The organism is Shinella granuli, from assembly GCF_004341885.1.
Lineage (GTDB): Bacteria > Pseudomonadota > Alphaproteobacteria > Rhizobiales > Rhizobiaceae > Shinella > Shinella granuli.
Map to the genome: position 1 here is coordinate 33,589 of NZ_SLVX01000017.1, position 15,881 is coordinate 49,469.

Sequence of the window (15,881 nt, forward strand, 5' to 3'; positions counted from 1 at the left end):
CTCCCCCGTGTTCTGTTCGATACCGGGTGAGCCACCCGGATGACGCGCTTCCGCTTACCTGCTTGCGACGGTCGCCGAGCCGATTTCCGCGCCGCCGCCGATCGCCACATTGAGGGCGACGAAGTCGCGGGCAAGCTGGCGGATCGCGGAAGCGAGCTGCAGGCGGGCCGTTGCGACGTTGCGTTCGGCATCGAGCACGTCGAGGATGGTGCTGGCGCCGCCGCGATAGCTTTCACGGGCAAGGTTCAGCGTCTGCTCGTAGGAGTTCACGACCCTGCGCTGGGCGGCGACGGTCTGGCCGTCGCGGATCAGCGCGGCCTGTGCATTCTCGACCTCTTCCACGGCGTTCAGCACGGTGGACTTCCAGGTCAGATACTGCTGCTCGGCTTCCGAGCGGGCGATCTTGACCCGTGCCTTCAGCGCACCGCCGTTGAAGATCGGCAGCGTCAGCGACGGGCCGAAGGACCAGCTTGTCAGGTTGCCGGTGGCGGCGCTGGTGAAGTTGCGCGTCGCGCCGATCGAGCCGCCGAGCTCGATGCTCGGATAGAGATCGGCCTCGGCCACGCCGATCTGCGCCGTCGCCGCCTGCAGGCGGCGCTCGGCCGCGCGGATGTCCGGACGGTTGCGGATGAGGTCCGCCGGGATGCCCGTGCGCGTCGCATACCGCGGCATCGGCTGCGCGGCGCCCTTGGTCAGGCTGGAGGTGATCGTGCTGGCCGGCAGGCCGAGCAGGGTCGCGATGTGGTTCGCCGACTGGTGGAAGCCGGTCTCAAGGCCGGGCAGATCGGCCAGCGTCTGGTTGACGAGACCTTCGGCCTGCAGCACGTCGAGGCTGGAGGCGGCGCCCGCTTCCTTGATCTCGTTGGTCAGCTTCAGTGTCTCGCGGCGCGATTCCAGGTTCTTGCGGCTGAGCGCCAGCGCTTCCTGATAGTAGCGTGCGTTGACATAGCTCGACACGAGGTCGGAGAGATAGGCAAGGCGCGCGACGTTGACGTCGTCATAGGCGGCGTCGAGCGAGGCGTTGGCGGCTTCCTTCGAGCGGCGGTACTGGCCGAAGAAGTCGAGCAGCCAGGAGGCGCTCGCGCCCGCGGTCAGCGACTTCGAGGAGGACGAGTCGCGGCCCGAGGTGCGGCGCAGGTAGTCGCCGTCCTGGCCGCTTGCCGAGGCTTCCGCCGAAGCGCCGATGCTCGGCAGCGCGCCGGCGCCGGCGACGATGACATTCGCCTCGGCCGCCGTGATGCGCTCAAGGGCCTGCAGCACGGTGAGATTTTCGGCCATGCCCTGGTGGACGAGATCGTTGAGGCGCTTGTCGCGGAAGGATTCCCACCACGGATTGAGCGTCACGTTCTCGCCGCTCGTGGCCTTGCTTTCGGAAAACTTTGCGGGAAGGGCGGTCTCGGGCTTCTGGTAGTCGGGGCCGACGACGCAGCCGGACAGGAGAAGCATGCTCAACGGAAAAAGCGTCCTGGTGAAATTCATGGGCCTACCCTGCCAGCGGTCGTGGCGTACTTATTAACAGAACAAAATCGCGATTCACTCTTTATTCATGTTTGGAGGGAAGATCGAGCCTCCCTCCAAAAAAAGAATGGTCCCACAGCGTTTTTCCCCCGCTTCATTCGGAGGGTGTGTCCGCAGGGCAACTGGAGCATTTGCCCACGGCTTCCGGTTTTGCCCGCCCTGCGCAAGCGCGCGATTGCGGCTGCGCGATCTGGTTGCGTCATGGCTTTTCCCCGGAATGTTCGTCTTCGCGACATATTTTCCTGAAAAATGCTGCAAGCGCGAACATTATTTTGCGATTCGAATTGTCACACAAATTCGGCAGTAATTTATTCCAAAATTCTGCGGATTCCATTGACAAGAAAAGGAGGGGCGCCTATGTGTTGGAGCATCGCATGAGGGCCGCATGCGTTTTATTCCGGTCCGCCTCTGACGCGTCCATTTCAGAGCGTCAGCGCCAACAAGAGGGAGTGTGTCATGTACGATATCAACTGCATCGCCTCCGTGCGTGTGGCGTGCTCCTGTCGTGAAACGATTACAGGGAAAGCGCATACGGCCCTTTGCCGAATGTGATCTGACTTCCCTCTTCGATTTTAGCGCAAGATTTGAATGAGCTGTGCCTTCGGTGCGGCAGGAGTTGTTATGCAAAAGCAGGTTATCGAAATCGGTGGTGAGGCCGTCGGTGTTGTCGTTCCCGATGAGGATCGGCTGAAATTCGTGGCCGTCAAATATTCCGTGTGGGATCTGGATTCCCAGCGTTTTTCCTCGGCTGACGAGGTACGCGTGGCGATCCGGCGTCTCCTCAACGATCCGTCCGCCTCGACGCGGGCGATGTCGCCGGCCCGTATCGCGGCCGCCTGAACCCAATCCAGACGATCCGGTGTCCCTGGCACCGGGATCCACCGGCCCCGCCCGTCAGCGGGGCCGGTTCCGTTTTGTGGACAGTGCATCTACCGGGCGGTGGCTGGCGCGCGGTGCCGAATGCTGATTGTGTAGCCCGCGAAAGGAGGTGCCCCATGGTCAGCGGCATCCATCACATCACGGCGATCACCCGGAAGATCCAGGCGAACGTCGATTTCTACGTGGGCTTTCTCGGCCTGCGCCTCGTCAAGCGCACGGCGGGTTACGAGGACGCCGACCAGCTTCACCTTCTCTATGGCGATGCGGCGGCCAGCCCCGGCTCGCTGATCACCTTCCTTGCCTGGGAGGATGGGTCGCCCGGCCGCGTCGGCCTCGGCCAGCCCGCGGAGATCGCCCTTGCCATCAAGCCGGAGGCGATCGGCTTCTGGCTGACGCGCGCGCTGACGCAGAACATCGCGACGAGCGGTCCGGCGCAGGAGTTCGGCGAACCCGTGCTTCGGCTGAAGGATCCGGACGGCATCATCGTCAAGCTCGTCGGCGAGGCGGATGTGGACGGCCCGGCACCCCATGTCACCAAGGACATCGCGGCAGCCGACGCCATCCAGCGCATCCGCGGCGCGACGATCTTCTCCGAGAAGCCGGCCGAGACGGCGGCCTTCATCGCCGATCATTTCGGCTATCGGACGGTGGCGGCGGCGAACGGCATCACCCGGCTTGCCGGCGAATCGGCCGACGTGCTCGACATCCGCGATGCGAGCGGCTTCTGGACGTCTGCGCCCGGCACCGGCACGATCGACCATATCGCTCTGCGCGCACCGGACCGCTCCGCCGTGGAAGCGCTCGCCGCCCGGCTTTCCACCGAAGGGGCGGGCGAGACCAACATGCACGACCGGAAGTATTTCTATTCGCTCTATGCGCGCGAACCCGGCGGGGCGCTGCTCGAATATGCGACGGACGGTCCCGGCATGACGGTCGACGAACCCTTGGAGGCGCTTGGCGAGAAACTGTTCGTGCCCAGGCATTTTCGCGCCGACCCGGAAGATGTCCGGGCGCGGCTTCCGCAGTTCTCCCTGCCGGGAGAAGAGCGCATGACCGAACGGGACCTGCCCTTCATCCACCGGGTGCACCGGTCGGAAACCCCTGATGGTACTGCTGTCGTGCTCCTGCACGGCACCGGCGGCAACGAGGCGAGCCTTCTGCCCTTTGGGACGAAGCTCGCGCCCAATGCCGTGCTGCTCAGCCCGCGCGGCCGCAGTCTCGACGAAGGCTATCCGCGCTTCTTCCGCCGGCTGACCGCCGTCACCTTCGACCAGAAGGACATTGCAGGCGAGGCGGAAGCCTTCGCGGCCTTCATGGAAGGGGCGAATGCGGCTTATGGGCTCGATCCGGACAGGACGCTGTTCGTCGGCTATTCGAACGGCGCGAACATGATCGGCGCGATCATGCTGCTGCATCCCGGCATCATCCGCAACGCGGTGCTGCTGCGCGGCATGAACGTGCTGGAAACCGTGCCGGAGGCGGACCTTTCGGGGGCGAACGTGCTGATGGTCACCGGTCAGTCGGATCCCTACAGGGCCTATGCCGGCGAACTTGAGGCGCATCTGAAGGCGGCCGGCGCATCGGTCGAAAACCGGCTGCTTGCCGCCGGTCACGACATCGGCCCGGCGGACCTGGAAGTCGCCAGGGCCTATCGGGAACGCATCCTCGGCTGAGGCCGGGGCAACCGAAAAGGGGCGCGTTGCAGGACGCGCCCCTTCTTTCTATCGCTTGTATTCCGTCACGAAGGCCGAGAAGCCGGCGATGAAATCACTGAGCTTCCTTTCCGTCGCCTCGTCGGCGATCCGGCCGTCCTCGATGACGCTGCCGGCGCGCGAGACCAGAAGCTTGGCGCCGAACCAGGGCACGGTGCCGAGCGTGCGCATGACGGGCAGCCAGGCCTCCTGCGACAGAAGCGTGCCGAAATTGCCGGGCGAGGCGCCGGTGATGGCGAAGGGCTTGCCGCCGAAGACGCGGGCGATGTCGGAGGAGGGACGGCTCATCCAGTCGATGGCGTTCTTGAAGACGCCGGGAATGCCGTTGTTGTATTCCGGCGTGAAGAGAACGACGCCGTCCGCCGCCGCCACGAGGTCCTTCAGGCGTGTGACCGCTTCGGGAAGGCCCGCTTCTGCCTCCACGTCGGCGTCATAAAGGGGAATGCCGTGGATCGAGCCTTCGGTGATCGTCACACCTTCGGGCGCCATGGCGAGGGCGGCGCGCAGCAGCGCCGTGTTGTAGGAACCCTTGCGCAGGCTCCCCGAGATTGCCACCAGTTTCGTCATCCCGACTCTCCTTTCCAAAACATGGGCATAAAAAACCCCGGCGGACGGTTTGTCACGCCGGGGTTTCTTCCGTTCTAGACGAGGGGCTTCAGCCGGGCCTCGATCTGCGCGCGGCGCGGTTCGAGGAAGGGCGGCAGCGACAGGCTCTCGCCCAGCGTTTCAAGCGGCTCGTCCACGGCGAAACCGGGGCCGTCCGTGGCGATCTCGAACAGGATGCCGTTCGGCTCGCGGAAATAGAGCGAGCGGAAGTAGAAGCGCTCGACCTCGCCGCTGGAGGGCAGGCGGAAGCCGCGCAGGCGCTCCGTCCAGGCATGCAGCGCTTCCTCGTCCGGCGCGCGGAAGGCGACGTGGTGCACGGCGCCGGCTCCCTGGTGGGCGACCGGCAGGTCCGGTTCGACGGCGACATGCAGTTCGGCCGCCGGGCCGCCTTCGCCCATCGAGAAGACATGCACGTCGCCCGCGCCGTCCGGATTGGGATAGGTCGCGGTCTCCTGCATGTTCATCACCTGGACCAGCACGGCTTCGGTGTTGCGGATATCCGGCACGCTGAGCGTGATGGGGCCGAGGCCCTTGATCTGGTGCTCGGCCGGAACCGGGCTTCTTGCCCAGGGATTGGCAGGCGTGCCGGCATCGTCGGCGACAAGGCGGAAACGCTGCCCCTCGCCATCCTCGAAATCGAGGCTGGCGCGGCCGCCGACATCACGAATCTCGCCGGCCTTGACCTTCAGCTCGCCGAAGCGGGCCTTCCACCATTCGAGCGTCGCAAGGCTGGCGACGCGCAGGCCGGTGCGCGAGACGCTGTGCGTGCCGCGCCGCTCGTGGCCGACCGGCCAGTCGAAGAAGGTGAGGTCCGTGCCGGGCGAGGCGAGACCGTCGGCATAGAAGAGGTGGTAGGCGCTGGTGTCGTCCTGGTTGACGGTCTTCTTGACGAGGCGAAGGCCGAGGACCTTCGTGTAGAAGCGCAGGTTCTCCGGCGCGTTCGCGGTGATCGCCGTCAGGTGGTGGATGCCTGTGAGCTGCAGGGTCATGATGAAGCTCCTCTCCCCGGACAGTCCGGGATATCTGTGCTGCCCCGTTTCAGGGCCTTGCGTTGAGGTGAATATCGCCCTTCGCAGGTACCGCCGGAAGATCGGCGCGGACGAACGGATCGTTCACTTATCCTGAACGGCAGATCCTTTCGCCGCACCGGCGGCCTCCGGCAGGAAGAATTTTCCGCCCGTTCTGTTCCATGGCGGGATGGCTCAAATTTTATCGTTTCATAAACCAGCATTCGCTTACGCTGCCGGCCTGCGAAATGACTTCGTCTCTGTTTCGCCGCGTCCGCCGGCATGTTCCGCCATTTGTGATGACTGCCGCTGCGGACTTTCCCGCGCGGATGGGAGGAGACGTCATGCTGCCGAAGACTGCGACTGCCCGAAACATGCTCGCCATCGTGGCGGCCGGCGTTGCCACGACCGTTGCGACGGCGGGCGTTCTGCTCTTTCTGTCCTATCGTGCCGTGGAGGAGCGCTCCATTTCCGAAATGGTCAACGCGGCAGAGGCGAGCGCCGGGAAGGTGGAGACCTATTTCGCACAGGTCAAGGCGTTGAGCTGGAACATGCGCTCGGCGCTCTATGCGATGAAGGCGACGGACGCGCCGAGCCGCGAGACGATGAACGGCATCTTCGACCGCTTGATGGCCGACAATCCCTTCGCGCTCGGCGTCAGCACCGGCTGGGAGCCGGATGCCTTCGACGGCAAGGATGCGCACTATGTGAACCAGCCGGGACACGACGCCACGGGCCGCTACATTCCCTACTTCGTACGCAACGAGGGCAAGGTCGAGATGGTCGCGCTCGTCGATTACGACAAGCCCGGCCCCGGCGACTACTACCAGGTGCCGAAGGCCACGGGCAAGGATCTGCTGACGGAGCCCTACAGCTATGTCATCGGCGGCAAGAACGTGCTGATGACCTCCTTCATGGTGCCGCTCGCCTTCGACGGTGCGTTCAAGGGCGTCACCGGCGTGGATATCGCGCTCGATGCGCTCGCCACCGACATGGCGAAGCTGAAGCCGCTCGGCGAGGGCTATGTCGCGCTGCTCAGCCAGGGCGGCAGCATCGTCAGCTATCCGGATGCGGCCGTGCTCGGCAAGACGCTCACCGATTCCGGCCTCGACACGGCGGCCTGGCAGGCGCTGATCGCCAATCCGGAAAAGGCCATGGAAATCACCGATGCCAACGGCCTCACCTCCGTGGCGGTCGCGGTGCCCGTGCCGCTCGTGCCGGGCACCACCTGGTACACGGTGGTCGCGGTGCCGAAATCGGTGCTCTTTGCCAATCTGTCCGCCCTTGCGGTCACCTCGATCATCGTGATCGCCATTGCGACGGGCCTGATGATCGCCATCGGCTGGCTGCTCGCCGCCCGCTTCCGCAAGCGCCTCGAAACCGTCATCGTCGCGACGAGCGAGATCGCGCAGGGTCGGACGGATGTCGATCTCAGCGAATCCGAGCGCAAGGACGAGATCGGCGAGATGGCCCGTTCGCTCGCCGTGCTGCGGGATGCGACGCTCGCCAAGGTGCGGCTCGAGAGCGAGGCGGAGCAGAACCGCGCGCTTTCGGAAGACGAGCGCCGCCAGCGTGCCGAAGAGGCCGCCGAGCGCGAGCGCCAGACGCGCATTGCCGTCGAGGCGCTTGCCGAAGGCCTCCAGAAGCTGGCCGACGGCGACATGACGCATCGCATCGAGCATGCCTTTGCCGGCTCGCTCGACCAGGTCCGCCACGATTTCAACGCCTCGGTGGAAAAGCTGCAATCGGCGCTGCGCTCCGTCGGCAGCAACGCCAATGCCATCCAGGCCGGTTCCGCGGAAATCCGCTCGGCCTCCGACGATCTTGCCAAGCGCACCGAGCAGCAGGCGGCTTCCGTCGAGGAAACCGCGGCGGCGCTGGAGGAGATCACGACCTCGCTCAAGGATGCCACGAAACGGGCGGAGGATGCCGGCCAGCTCGTCGAGCGCACCCGCCTCGGCGCCGAAAAATCGGGTGAAGTGGTGCGGCGCGCCGTGAGCGCGATGAGCGGCATCGAGAATTCCTCGCGGGAAATCTCCAACATCATCGGCGTGATCGACGAGATCGCCTTCCAGACGAACCTTCTGGCGCTGAATGCCGGCGTCGAGGCGGCCCGGGCGGGCGAGGCGGGCAAGGGCTTTGCCGTCGTCGCGCAGGAAGTGCGCGAACTGGCGCAGCGCTCGGCCAATGCCGCCAAGGAGATCAAGGCGCTCATCACCAAGTCGGGCGAGCAGGTGCATCTCGGCGTGGCGCTGGTCGGCGAGACGGGCTCGGCGCTGACGGAGATCGTCGACCAGGTGCAGGAGATCGACCAGAACGTCGCGGCGATCGTGCGTTCGGCGCGTGAACAGTCGACGGGCCTCAACGAGATCAGCGCGGCGGTGAATTCCATCGACCAGGGCACGCAGAAGAACGCGGCCATGGTGGAGGAGCAGACGGCGGCAAGCCATGCGCTGGCGACCGAGGCCGCCGCGCTCAACAGCCTGATCGCGCAGTTCCGCCTCGGCACCGGCACGATCGCCCGCCCGGTGGTCGCCTCGGCTGCCGAGCATCGTCCGGCCGCCTCCGGCGCGCGGGCGCTCGGCAACACGCTGGCCCGCGCCTTCGGCGGCGGACAGGCGGCTTCGGCCAATGCGGCGGCGCAGGACTGGCAAGAGTTCTGAGCCTTCCCGATGGACCATCCCGAAAGGCGGCCCGGTGAAATGGGCCGCCTTTTGCTGGATGAAAAAGGCGCACAACGTTTGTGCGTTGCACACAAATTGGCCAGGCCGATGCGGCTGCCTGATCGAGTTTTTCATTAGGCGTGTCTTTAGTAATATGAAATCATTTTTGTATTTAGCGCGCCTTCAATCTGGCACGCTTTCTGCTTCCTCTTCTGCAGGTCCAGAGGGGGCCAGAAGAGAAGCGTCCAACGAATGACGCTCCGATAAAGCCGCCGTGCAGCCCAGTGGGAACCGGAAAGGTTCCGCGGCCGCCGGCGGCTTTCTTGTCCGCGCGGCATGCGGCTGCCGTTAGCGCACTGAAAAATATGACTTATTATATTCCTCTATCGAATGATCTTCCCGGTTGGCTTTTCGGGCGGACTCCGCCACACTCGCCTGCGGCAAGATCGCGCCTCGCACAGGCCGTGGCTTGCCAGTCAGATCTTCGCGATATAATGAGGACCCACATTAAATGGGTTTTCTGCAACGGTGGAGACGGCGATGAGCTCAGCGGGAAACAGGGCGGGCGGGGTGCTGCTGGCGGCGTTGGCAATTTGCGCCGCCGCCTGGCCGGCATGGGCCGATGGGGCGCCAAGGCCGGTGCACACCGCCGCCGTGCATTTCGAAGAGCGTGAGCAGACCGTCACCGTCACGGGGGAAGTGGTCGCGCGGGTGGAGACGGATCTTTCCTTCCGCGTCGGGGGGCGCATCACCGGCTGGTTCGTCGATGTCGGCGGCGTGGTCAAGGAAGGTCAAGTGCTGGCGCGGCTCGACCCCGAGGAGCAACGGGCCGACGTCGAGGCGGCGGAGGCCGGGGTGCGCGCGGCGGAAGCGCAGCTCAAGCTCGCCCGCGCCAATTTCGACCGCCAGAAATCCCTGCTGAGCGACGGCATCAGCACCCGCCGCGATTTCGACGACGCCGAAACGGCCCTGCGCACGGCGGAAAGCGCCCGCGAAGCGGCGATCGCCCAGCGCGACACGGCGAAGGAGGTGCTGTCCTATACCGAACTGCGCGCGCCCGCCGACGGCATCGTCACCGCGCGCCTTGCCGAGACGGGGCAGGTGGCGCAGGCGGCGCAGACCATGTTCACAATCGCCGATACCGGCCCGCGCGACGCGGTCTTCGATGTCTACGAATCGCTGTTCTTCGCCCAGCCGGCGGAGGACGGCGTGGTCGTCACCCTGCTCAGCGACGACAGGGTGCGCACGACCGGCAATGTGCGCGAGGTCTCGCCGACGATCGATGCGCAGACCGGCACGGTGCGCGTCAAGATCGCCATGGACCGCACGCCGCCGGAAATGACGCTCGGCTCCTCGGTCGTCGGCGTCGGTGCGCTGGCGCCGCGCCGGGTGGCGGTGGTGCCCTGGCAGTCGCTGTCGGCGGGCCTTGATGGCAAGCCGGCGCTGTGGATCGTCGACAAGGCGAACAGCACGGTGGACCTGCGTCCGGTCGAGGTGCTCTCCTTCGAGACGGGCGCCGCGCTGCTTTCGGGCGGCATTGAGGAGGGGGAGACCTACGTCGCCGACGGCACGAAGCTGCTCCGGCCCGGCCAGACCGTCAGCGCGATCGAAGGAACCGCCCGATGAGGAGATCTGTCCTGTTCGCAACGGTCGCCATCGCCACCGCGGCGCTGGCCGGCTGCAAGAAGGAAGAGGAAGCCGCTGCGCCGCCGCGCCCGGTCCTGTCCATGGTGGTTGCCCCGACCGCGCTGCCCGGCACGCGCTTTGCCGGCACGGTTCAGGCGAAGGTGCAGGCCGCGCTCGGTTCGCGCGTTTCCGGCCGCCTCGTCTCGCGCACCGTCCATGTCGGCGATCTCGTGAAGAAGGGCGACGCGCTCGCCGTGCTCGATGCGACGGCCTATGAGCTGGCCGTGCGCTCGGCGCGGGCCGAGCTTTCCAGCGCCGAGGCGACGCTTTCGAGCGCGATCGCCACCGAGGAGCGGCAGAAGACGCTGCTCCAGTCGAACGCCGCGGCCCAGGCCGCCGTCGAGAGCGCCGAACAGTCGCGCGAGGCGGCCGATGCCGGCCTGACGCGGGCGAAGACGGCGCTCGTGAAGGCGGAGGAACAGCTTTCCTATACCCGCATCCTTGCCGAATTCGACGGTGTCGTCGTGGCCACCGGTGCCGAGGTGGGGCAGACCGTCTCGCCCGGCGAGGCGATCGTCACGGTGGCGCGGCCCGACGAGCGCGATGCCGTGGTCGACATTCCGGAGACGGCGGAGGCCATCGCGCTCGGCAGCCGCTTCACCGTGTCCCTGCAGATCAACCCCGACGTCACGGTGAAGGGCGTGGTGCGCGAGGTCGCGCCGTCGGCTGATGCCGTCACGCGCACGCGGCGGGTGAAGATCGCGTTGGAAAACCCGCCGGATACGGTCCGCCTCGGCACGACCATCACCGCCGAGCTCGAGGGGCCGGACCTCACCGCCATCATGATCCCGCAGACCGCCGTGCTTCAGAAAGATGGCAAGCCGCATGTCTGGCTGGTCGATGGGGAGAAGGGCGAGGTGCATCTGGTACCGATCGAGACCGGTCCCGCTGTTGGGCGCGCCCTTCAGGTCGCGGACGGGCTGAAAGCCGGCGACCGCATTGCCACCGCCGGGGTGAACAGCCTCGAGGAAGGCCAGAAAATCAAGGTTGAAGACGAGGCAGGCCTATGAAGAAGTTCAACCTTTCGGACTGGGCGCTCGATCATGCATCGCTCGTCTGGTACTTCATGATCGTCTTCGCGCTGCTCGGCTTCTTCACCTACCAGAATCTCGGCCGCGAGGAGGATCCCTCCTTCACCATCAAGACGATGACGATCAGTGCCGCCTGGCCCGGGGCCTCCGTGGAGGAGACGACGCTGCAGGTGACCGAGCGCATCGAGCGCAAGCTGGAGGAGCTGGAATCGCTCGATTTCACCCGCAGCATCACGACGCCCGGCCAGACGCTGATCTTCGTCAACCTCAAGCCGACGACCCGCGCGCGCGACGTCGCCCCCACCTGGGTGACCGTGCGCAACATGATCAACGACATCAGGGGCGAATTCCCCTCCGGCGTCGTCGGCCCGGCCTTCAACGACCGTTTTGGCGACGTCTTCGGCAATATCTACGCCTTCACCGCCGATGGCCTCTCGCCGCGTCAGTTGCGCGATTATGTCGAGGATGCCCGCCGGCGCATCCTCACCGTGCCCAATATCGGCAAGGTCGACCTCGTCGGCGCGCAGGATGAGGTGATCTATCTCGAATTCTCGACGCGCCAGCTTGCCGCGCTCGGCATTTCCACCCAAGAGGTGGTGTCCACGCTGCAGGCGCAGAATGCCGTTGCGCCCTCCGGCGTGGTGCAGGCCGGCGGCGAGCGCGTCAGCGTGCGTGTCGGCGGGCAGTTCAGCTCGGAGGCGAGCCTTCGCGACGTCAACCTGCGCGTCAACAACCGCTTCTTCCGCCTCAGCGATATCGCCACGATCACCCGCGGCTACGAGGACCCGCCTTCGGCACTCTTCCGCTTCAACGGCGAACAGGCCATCGGCCTTGCCATCGGCATGAAGCAGGGCTCGAACCTTCTCGAATTCGGCGCGGCGGTTGAAAGGGAGATAGAGCTGCTTTCCCATGAACTGCCGGTCGGCGTCGACGTGCATCTCGTCTCCGACCAGCCGAAGGTGGTCGAGGAGGCGGTATCGGGCTTCACGCGGGCGCTGTTCGAGGCCGTCGTCATCGTGCTTGCGGTCAGTTTCGTCAGCCTCGGCATCCGCGCCGGCCTCGTCGTGGCGCTGTCGATCCCGCTGACGCTCGCGATCACCTTCGTCTTCATGTACTACGACGGCATATCGCTGCAGCGCATCTCGCTCGGCGCGCTCATCATCGCGCTCGGCCTGCTCGTCGACGATGCGATGATCGCCGTCGAGATGATGGTGGCGCGGCTGGAAATGGGGGATTCGCTCAGGAAAGCGGCGACCTATGTCTATACGTCCACCGCCTTCCCCATGCTCACCGGCACGCTGGTGACGGTGGCGGGTTTCATCCCGATCGGCCTCAACAACAGCGCGGCCGGCGAGTTCACCTTCAGCCTCTTCGTCGTCATCGCCATCTCGCTCGTCGTCTCGTGGGTCGTCGCGGTCATCTTCGCGCCGCTGCTCGGCGTGACGATCCTGCCGAAGACGATGAAGAAGCATCACGAGGAAAAGGGCTGGTTCGCCCGCAGCTTCGCGCGCCTGCTCGATGTCTGCATGCACTGGAAATGGACGACCATCGTCGCGACCGTGCTGGTCTTCGGCGTGTCGGTCTTCGCCATGCGCTTCGTGCAGGAACAATTCTTCCCGTCTTCCGACCGGCCGGAGCTCATCATCGACTGGTCGCTGCCGCAGAATGCCTCGATCGCCGAGACCAATGCGCAGATCGCCAGGCTGGAGGAGGAAAAGCTCAAGGGCAACCCGGATATCGAACGCTGGTCCTCCTATGTCGGGCAGGGCGCGGTGCGCTTCCTCCTGTCCTTCGACGTGCAGCCGCCGTCGCCCGCCTTCGGCCAGACGGTCATCGTCAGCAAGGACCTGGAGGCGCGCGACCGCCTCAGGGCCGATCTCCAGGCCTATCTGCGCGAGACCTTCGTCGGCACGGATGCGCTGGTGAAGCTGCTCGACATCGGCCCGCCGGTCGGCCGGCCGATCCAGTACCGCGTCAGCGGTCCGGATATCCAGGAGGTGCGCAAGCAGGCGCTCGCCTTCGGCGAACTCATCGGCAAGGACACCCGGCTCGGGGATGTCGTCTACGACTGGAACGAGCCGGCCCGCGTGGTGAAGGTCGACGTGCTGCAGGACAAGGCCCGCCAGCTCGGCGTCACCTCGCAGGACATCGCCTCCGCCCTGAACGGCGTCGTCGGCGGCACGACCGTCACCCAGATCCGCGACGACGTCTACCTGATCGACGTCATCGGCCGGGCGCGAGCCGCCGAGCGCGAATCCATCGAGACGCTGCGCCAGCTCCAGCTGCCGACGGCCAACGGCACCTCCGTGCCGCTCGCCGCGGTGGCGAACTTCCGCTACGAGATGGAGCAGCCGGTCGTCTGGCGCCGCTCGCGCCAGCCGACCATCACCGTCAAGGCCAGCATCACCGGCGGCGTGCAGCCGGCAACGATCGTCTCGCAGATGGAAAAGGACGTTGCCGCCTTCCAGGCGCAGATGCCCTCCGGCTATGAGGTCGCGGTCGGCGGCACGGTGGAGGAAAGCGCCGACAGCCAGGCGCCGATCGTCGCGGTCGTGCCGCTCATGCTGTTTGCCATGGCGACGATCCTGATGCTCCAGCTCCAGAGTTTCTCGCGGCTCTTCCTCGTCTTCGCCGTGGCGCCGCTGGCGCTCATCGGGGTGGTCATCGCGCTGCTCGGCAGCGGGGCGCCGCTCGGCTTCGTCGCCATTCTCGGCGTGCTGGCGCTGATTGGCATCCTCATCCGCAACTCGGTCATCCTCGTCGTGCAGATCGAGGACCTGAGGCGCGAGGGCATGCATGCCTGGAAGGCCGTGCGCGAAGCGACGGAACACCGCATGCGGCCGATCATGCTGACGGCGGCGGCAGCCAGCCTCGCGCTCATCCCCATTTCCCGCGAGGTGTTCTGGGGGCCGATGGCCTATGCCATGATGGGCGGCATCATCGTCGGCACGGTGCTGACGCTGCTCTTCCTGCCGGCGCTCTACGTCGCCTGGTTCCGCATCAAGCCGGAGGCGGCGGAGGAGCCGGCGCCCGAGCCCATCGAGGCGGCTTAGGGCGATCCGGTCGGGCCTGCGCGGCGATTGCACCCCTCGCAGGCGTGAAAATCAGGCCCCCATATTTTTGCCCATCTCCCCCGTCACTGCTTTTGGGCGACAGGCCGCTTCCGGAAGGTCAGAGCCGGGCAAGGCATGGATATAAACTGCGAAATCGGGGGCGCGTTCATTGTCGGGCGGGCGGAGGAAAAGTTGCGTTCTTTTTGTCGCACCCCCTCTGAAAAAGCTGGTGGAAAAAGTTGATTTCCAACGCCAAAGCGCCAGCCGACTTTTCAGAACGTAACGAATGTGCAAGGGATTTGCTCCATGGTGTCGGCGGGGGCCGCATGGATTTGTGTGGTGGGACTAAGGTTTGGTCATGGGACTTGACGAGACATTGGAACTGCATGTCTATGGCACCCTGTCGTGGCAAGCGGCTGGCTCTTGCCCCGTGCCTTGTGAGGTACGGTCGAAGGGAAATGCTAAGTGATGATCGCAATTGAAGACGTGGGCACGCCGCGCAGGCTTTTGGGCGCATTTGCGCGGATTCTTGCGGCGGGTGCCCTGTTGACGCTGGCCGGCTGCGTGGTCCCGAGCGACGGCCCGCTGACCCATGAGGTCCTTTCTGCCGGCGCGGACGGCAAGTCCTACGAGATTCCCCAGACCAAGCTGGTTTTCGACGTCGTGAACGTCGACCAGCGCGTCGCCAACAGCGTCAGCGCGGCCAAGCGCTATGGCCTGTCCAGCACCTTCGGCTTCGGCGGTGGCGGCGGCACGCCGGTCATCGGTGTCGGCGATCATCTGGAAGTCACGATCTTCGAAGCGGGTCCGGACGGCCTGTTCTCCACCACCGAGCGCAAGTCGACGACGATCCCGGTCATCGTGCAGCCGGATGGCCACGGCCAGATCCCCTATGTCGGTTCCGTGCGTTTCGCCGGCATGACGATCGATTCGGCGCGCGCCACGATCGTCGATGCACTGAAGGCGAAGGCCGTCGAGCCGGATGTCATCGTTTCCATGGCGGGCAATGCCTCGCGTACCGTTTCCATCCAGGGCGACGTCAACAAGTCGGGCATCGTGCCGCTCGGCCTCAGCGGCCAGCATCTCAGCGAAGTGATCGCCATGGCCGGCGGTGCCGCCAAGCCGCCCTACGACACCTATGTCAGCCTCAAGCGCGGCGGCAAGTCGCGCAGCGTGCTGCTCCAGTCGGTCATCGACAATCCGAAGGACGACATCTACGTCAAGCCGGACGACCAGATCTACCTGACCTATGATCCGCAGACCTTCGCGGCGCTCGGCCAGACGAAGAAGCCCGGCAAGATCCGGTTCGATGCGGCCAAGCTCAGCCTCGTCGAGGCGGCGGCGCTCGCCGGCGGCGGCAATGTCGCGACGGCCGATCCGAAGGGCTATTTCGTCTTCCGCTACGAGGATGAGAACGTCTATCGCAGCGTCGTCGGCGACGACCGGTTCCGGGACCTCATCGCGCGCGGCATGGTGGCGGATTCGGAAGGGCGCTATCCGATCGTCTATCGCCTCGATCTCGGCGCGACGCAGAGCTACATCGTCGCGCAGAACTTCCCCGTGCGGAACAAGGACGTCGTCTATCTGGCGCGCCACGTCGCAACGGATCTTGCGAAGTTCCTGACGATCGTTTCCAGCGGTTCGAGTGCGGCCTACAATATCCAGCGGACGGCTGACCTGCTCTGACAGGCGGGCTTCGGCCCGCTGATGCGGCGATGCCTGCGCG

10 protein-coding genes are annotated in these 15,881 nt (G+C 65.6%); 7 read left to right on the forward strand and 3 right to left on the reverse strand.

The genetic code is table 11. The features are described 5' to 3' along the window. Nucleotides 1-54 precede the first annotated feature (54 nt). Nucleotides 55-1,446, reverse strand: a complete 1,392-nt coding sequence (locus tag EV665_RS22290; RefSeq protein WP_245507800.1) for an efflux transporter outer membrane subunit — start codon at nucleotides 1,444-1,446, stop codon at nucleotides 55-57. 693 nt (nucleotides 1,447-2,139) lie between these two features. Between EV665_RS22290 and EV665_RS22295 the strand changes: the two genes are divergently transcribed. Both EV665_RS22295 and EV665_RS22300 read left to right on the forward strand, forming a co-directional pair. Then, a complete protein-coding gene (locus EV665_RS22295) occupies nucleotides 2,140-2,358 on the forward strand; it encodes a hypothetical protein (RefSeq protein ID WP_064331037.1) in 219 nt (72 codons plus the stop codon). A 155-nt stretch (nucleotides 2,359-2,513) separates the two neighbouring features. Then, complete coding sequence (locus tag EV665_RS22300; protein WP_133035747.1) at nucleotides 2,514-4,070, forward strand: VOC family protein; 1,557 nt, start codon at nucleotides 2,514-2,516, stop codon at nucleotides 4,068-4,070. 48 nt (nucleotides 4,071-4,118) lie between these two features. On the opposite strand, the gene EV665_RS22305 is transcribed toward EV665_RS22300, so the two are convergent. Both EV665_RS22305 and EV665_RS22310 read right to left on the reverse strand, forming a co-directional pair. Further along, complete coding sequence (locus EV665_RS22305) at nucleotides 4,119-4,676, reverse strand: NADPH-dependent FMN reductase (protein WP_064331035.1); 558 nt, start codon at nucleotides 4,674-4,676, stop codon at nucleotides 4,119-4,121. A 74-nt stretch (nucleotides 4,677-4,750) separates the two neighbouring features. Next, complete coding sequence (locus EV665_RS22310; protein ID WP_133035748.1) at nucleotides 4,751-5,704, reverse strand: ring-cleaving dioxygenase; 954 nt, start codon at nucleotides 5,702-5,704, stop codon at nucleotides 4,751-4,753. 362 nt (nucleotides 5,705-6,066) lie between these two features. Between EV665_RS22310 and EV665_RS22315 the strand changes: the two genes are divergently transcribed. The 5 genes from EV665_RS22315 (at nucleotide 6,067) to EV665_RS22335 (ending at nucleotide 15,841) form a co-directional block, all read left to right on the forward strand. Further along, on the forward strand, nucleotides 6,067-8,385 hold the full coding sequence (locus EV665_RS22315; protein WP_064331033.1) for a methyl-accepting chemotaxis protein: 2,319 nt from the start codon (nucleotides 6,067-6,069) through the stop codon (nucleotides 8,383-8,385). Between the two features lie 540 nt (nucleotides 8,386-8,925). Continuing rightward, entirely contained in the window at nucleotides 8,926-10,011 is a 1,086-nt protein-coding gene (locus tag EV665_RS22320; RefSeq protein ID WP_133035749.1) for an efflux RND transporter periplasmic adaptor subunit, read from the forward strand. Next, nucleotides 10,008-11,081 carry an efflux RND transporter periplasmic adaptor subunit gene (locus tag EV665_RS22325; protein ID WP_133035750.1) on the forward strand — a complete coding sequence of 358 codons (1,074 nt, stop codon included), beginning with the start codon at nucleotides 10,008-10,010 and terminating at the stop codon, nucleotides 11,079-11,081. Before EV665_RS22320 ends, EV665_RS22325 begins: the two co-directional genes overlap by 4 nt. After that, the gene (locus tag EV665_RS22330; protein ID WP_133035751.1) at nucleotides 11,078-14,155 is read left to right on the forward strand and encodes an efflux RND transporter permease subunit; all 3,078 of its coding nucleotides are present in this window, start codon (nucleotides 11,078-11,080) and stop codon (nucleotides 14,153-14,155) included. The genes EV665_RS22325 and EV665_RS22330 overlap by 4 nt, the downstream gene beginning before the upstream one ends. Before the next feature lie 468 nt (nucleotides 14,156-14,623). Continuing rightward, nucleotides 14,624-15,841, forward strand: coding sequence for a polysaccharide biosynthesis/export family protein (locus tag EV665_RS22335; protein ID WP_133035752.1), 1,218 nt, complete (start codon nucleotides 14,624-14,626; stop codon nucleotides 15,839-15,841). The last annotated feature ends 40 nt before the right edge of the window (nucleotides 15,842-15,881 follow it).